The 4,300-nt window shown below is 48.1% G+C and carries 2 protein-coding genes; both read right to left on the bottom strand.

Annotation, left to right across the window (positions count from 1 at the left end; genetic code table 11):
* The coding region (locus tag K8S15_14165) for a hypothetical protein (protein MCD4777178.1) at positions 1-1,396 on the bottom strand (1,396 nt) is incomplete at its 3' end.
* Positions 1,396-4,300 (bottom strand): hypothetical protein (locus K8S15_14160; protein MCD4777177.1); only part of this gene is annotated, 2,905 nt, incomplete at its 5' end. The genes K8S15_14160 and K8S15_14165, both read right to left, overlap by 1 nt.

Genomic DNA, 4,300 nt, shown 5'->3' with positions numbered 1-4,300 from the left:
TATATTCAGATTCACCGCGGATGATATAGTTTCCCGAAGGAAGCTCATTTCCTTCCGAATCGCATCCATCCCATACAAAAGAGTTTCTTCCATTTCGATACAGCACTCTGACAATATGACCGGATATGTCGTAAACGACCAGCTGACCGGGAATTGGATCTGCGGTAACCGTAATTGAAACACTTCCTGAGAACGGATTCACTGAAGGCTGAAGAGTAAATTCATATGGTTCAACGGATTTCTCAGCTTCCTCACTTATTCCTACCCAGTTGTGGTCGAACCAGCCCATGACGATCCAGTAACCGCCAACCTCAACATCACCCTGGTTCCAGATCGCGAAGATATCTCCATCTTCGTTGGTTGTCGCCGTTAGTACTTCCAGATTCTGCAGTTCCTCATCCGAATAATCGTAAGCTGCGTACGGTTCCTCAATAAAATCACCGTTTTTGTTAATCATGGCGAACATTATGAAATACTCAGAGGATGAATTGTTCATTTGCCAGAGAAGATAGAACGATTCCCCCGAAGGTGTACTGAGAATGTTCTGGAATCCTATATTCCCGGTTTCAGAGATCAACTTATCGGAAATCAGAACTTCCCCTGTTTCTCCATCAATTTTGAATAAAGAAAGATGCCAACCGATTGGATCGTTGCATAAATCAAACAAGCAATACAAATTTCTTGCATTATCAAGCTCAACCGTGTAAAAAGTGTTGAATTGAACAAGATCTTCTATCAAGCTGACAGTGGGTACGCTGACGTTACCATCAAGGTCGTACTGTATATAATCCGGCCAGAGGTCTTCTCCACGGAAGGCTATGTGAACACGATTACCATCAACAAGAATACGGGATGCTCCAAAACTGCCGGGGATGGTATCGCGCCACATCTCTCCAACGCCAGGTTCGAAAACCCCGTAGCAAACCCTCGCTGATGCTCCATCCCAGACTTCAAAAACGGAATGGATCCGGCCAAGTGAATCACTTGAAGAATGAACGGACGGAGAATTTACCCAGGGATCGGGAACGTAGAGAGAGGTGGGAACGGCCTCCTCTCCGTCATGTTCCCGGACGGTGTAATAGGCGGGAGACCCTTCACGCCAGGTGATGGCAACACTGTCCGAACTGACAATTGTACTGTTACAGTATGAAGACCATTGATCGTTGGAGATCATCGTCTCGGGATAGATCACGGTACCGTCTGATAGATAGACTTTGTAGCCTATTCTTGTTTCCTGGTTGAGGTTAGCCCAACCCTGATGAATCAAACTATCTTGAACTTCAATAGTCTTGTACTGGGAACCGTAATTCCACATATCCACAGTGATGATGAGATTACTCCACCCCGGCGCATGGGTGACCAGAATGGAGCAGGAAAGAACCATTGCTGAGAGCATCATTCCTCCAGAAGAACACCGGTTCGGGCAGCGTCATGCTGACACTGCGGCCATGGAGAATAACCCGGAGTACATTCACCGAGTTCCCATACATGAAGGTAATTGTCCATGGTTCCGAAAACAACCTCAATATGTCCGTCGTTGTCTATGTCGGCTATTACAAAGCCGCCGTTAACCTCAGATGGAAGAGTGTACGGAAAACCAAGGTCATAGAGCATTTCTCCATCATCACCAAAAGCGTAGATCATCCCCTCTCGGGTCCCCACAAGCAGGTCCGCAAAATCGTACCCATCCTGATCGTCAAGTTCTCCAAGCGCCGGGAACGGAGGTCGACCGATTCCAGAAGAAGGATATACATTACCGTTCCACTCTTGAATAAGCTCCCCCTCTTCATCCCAAGCCATCGCCTGGTTCTCCGCATTGGCAATGATCCTGTCGGCTCCTACAGCAAGAGGATCCCAGTCCGCCATGACGCAGCAAAGCACCTGATTTGAAGACTGCATGGGCGGATCACAGGAAAGCGGCGATGAAATATCCTCAGGGTCGAAAAGAAATACCGGTGGATAATTGTAAGTGGATTTCTTTTTCGAAAGGGCAATCCTGTCTCCGCTCATAGGAAGACTGCCCACTGCCGGTATCCCACGGAAATTGTTATCAACCCACTCCTCGCTTGAATAAACTTCCCCGGCTTCGTAATCGTAAAGGTGAAACCAGCTGTAATCGGTAAAAGAAGATGGCGCATAGAACGACCTGCTGATGATTATCTCATCGGGACCTGTGCCGTTGAGGTCGTATGAGCTTACCCAGGAAAATGGAACTGTTTCCGATACACTGAGGGCTTCATTATCAAGCACCTCCAGAACACCGCCCTGCACTCTTAAGATGTAAAGATTGTCACGGAGGATAACGGCTATCTCATCCCGGGAAATCTCGTTGGGGGCTTCAGGCTCAAGGTCTGCAAGGCAGACTGTGTGAGGGGCTTTCCAGGCATCACTCACCGGATGCGGGAAGGAATAAAGAAGTTCTCCGCTGGTGCCCCCGAACACGAACAGGGAATCCATCCCATCCACTATTACTTCCGGAAGTATGTCTCCGCATACATTGCCAACTGCGGGTATCGATGCTGAGATAAGGTTGAGATTATTGCTGAACCTGTAAGGATCTGTAACCCATAGAGGCGAAGAGGGATTATCGTACCGATAGGCCGCTATCAGAAAATCCCCCGCAGTTACGATTATCTCCATATCACCGTCTCCATCAAGATCAGCAAGGGCCGGAGGAGATTTTACCGACCCGAAAGTTCTTACCGGCCAGCCATCCTCGTTGGGGTAGAAATCAACCACTTCAACATCCGCTCCGGCGGAGTTGTTGCCCCTCCACGAGTCGGGTGTGTTCTCCTGTGGGTCAGCAACAGCTGCAAGGTGAACTTTACCTGAAACGTTTGAAGGCGGATTACGCCAGACGAACTGCAGCGTCTCCTCTTCTCCGGGATCAACACCGATACATTGTGCCCATGAGGTCCAGACTATCTCTTGGTAGATTATCTCAAGAGATACAGCGAATGCTCCGGACGCAACGGCACCTGCGTTACGAACGGTAACCTGCAGTTCGGGTTCACCAGAACCGCCATTAACAGAAAGAGTGGGATACCTGTTCATCTCAATATCAGTCGGTGAGATGATGAGGTCGCAGCAGTCCCTGAACTTGACCCTGTCTCCAATATCCACCGCGGGGTCTCCCAGGAGGTTGAATAATCCGATCTCAGATCTCCATATTCCATTAAAGTAGAATATGTTCAGGGAAGATAGCCTTCCTGCCTGGATCATATCTCCAGTCCTTGTAATGCCGTAATAGAGAGGCTGTATTATAGTGTTCTCAAAATACTCTCCCGATCCTGTGGCAGCAGCCCAGCTTGCGGCGAATACACCTATAGCACCACCTTCGGTATTCTTCATAAGTTCCTCGGCAAAACAGTCCACTCCAAAATCGTAGAACGGATCATCACTATAGCAGTTCCATAATGAGTAATCCGAATTGTACTGCTGATCGTAGGTCCAGTTGTAGGTTCCCTGTGAACAACTGCATAAAAGGACAAATGGATACATCTGATCTTCACCATGGCTCAGTGCCCTCACGTTCAGATCATCAAAGGTTGAGTCCGGTCTGCCCAGGTATCCTGGAAGCTCTTCATTCATTGCACATTCGAAGTAATGTACTCCACCATGATCGGTGTAGAAGAGGATCTGCGAACCTCTCTCAAATACGGTTTCACAAGCCAATATCCAGTCAGCGCTGGTCATTTTACTTCCATCGGGATTGGGAGGATCGGATTGCTGTGAATCCTTCCTGAAGAACTCGTCGATGTACGGTGTATGCAGATTGTCTTCTACAAGGCTGTCGATCGGTGAAGGATATACTTGAAGGCAGTTCAACTGACTTATGCAGCCGACTGAATAGAATAGGTTCAGATCGGATTCGTCGGGAACAGCCACAAAACAGGTTACAACCGGCAGTTCCGGATAACCAACTTCGTTCATGGGGCTTATGCCGGGTGTTCCTGTGAATCTAAGGTAATCAAGACCTTCATGAGAGACAGTATCAACCTGAAGTCCTCCGAGTTCAACGTCAAAACTGATAAACTCATCAAGGGTGATGTTGTGTTCGGTTACGGGTTCTGAACCCGCGGGGCAGCCTGCGCTGAACTCAAGCCATTCAGAATGTGAAGGTTTCGGGATAAGAAGAAGAACCGTCAGAACTAACGGAATCGCAATCGGTTTTAAAAGGCGCATTTCGTCTCCCCATAAAGTTAGAAGTAAACTACTGTTAAGGGGATCGACACCGAAGATGAGGTCGATCTCCGGTACTTTATTGCTATACTCGCAGTGGTAAATAAAGTCAAGGCGT

Origin of the sequence: Candidatus Aegiribacteria sp. (assembly GCA_021108005.1) — a bacterium.
GTDB lineage: Bacteria > Fermentibacterota > Fermentibacteria > Fermentibacterales > JCC-6 > Aegiribacteria.
Note: the sequence above shows the minus strand (reverse complement) of the source record. Positions and strands in the feature narration are given on the sequence as shown.